The sequence below is a fragment of the Pantoea sp. ICBG 985 genome (assembly GCF_002928365.1).
Classification (GTDB): Bacteria; Pseudomonadota; Gammaproteobacteria; order Enterobacterales; family Enterobacteriaceae; genus Pantoea; species Pantoea dispersa.
Map to the genome: position 1 here is coordinate 1 of NZ_POWM01000029.1, position 277 is coordinate 277.

Sequence of the window (277 nt, forward strand, 5' to 3'; positions counted from 1 at the left end):
TGCGGATAACCCCATCAATTAACCTTCCGGCACCGGGCAGGCGTCACACCGTATACGTCCACTTTCGTGTTTGCACAGTGCTGTGTTTTTAATAAACAGTTGCAGCCAGCTGGTATCTTCGACTGGCCTCGGCTCCGGGAGCAAGTCCCTTCACCTACGCGCCAGCGTGCCTTCTCCCGAAGTTACGGCACCATTTTGCCTAGTTCCTTCACCCGAGTTCTCTCAAGCGCCTTGGTATTCTCTACCTGACCACCTGTGTCGGTTTGGGGTACGATTT

1 rRNA gene is annotated in these 277 nt (G+C 54.2%); it reads right to left on the reverse strand.

The window, feature by feature from the left end:
- Positions 1-277: ribosomal RNA gene (locus C1Y42_RS23300) — 23S ribosomal RNA — on the reverse strand; the annotation flags it as partial.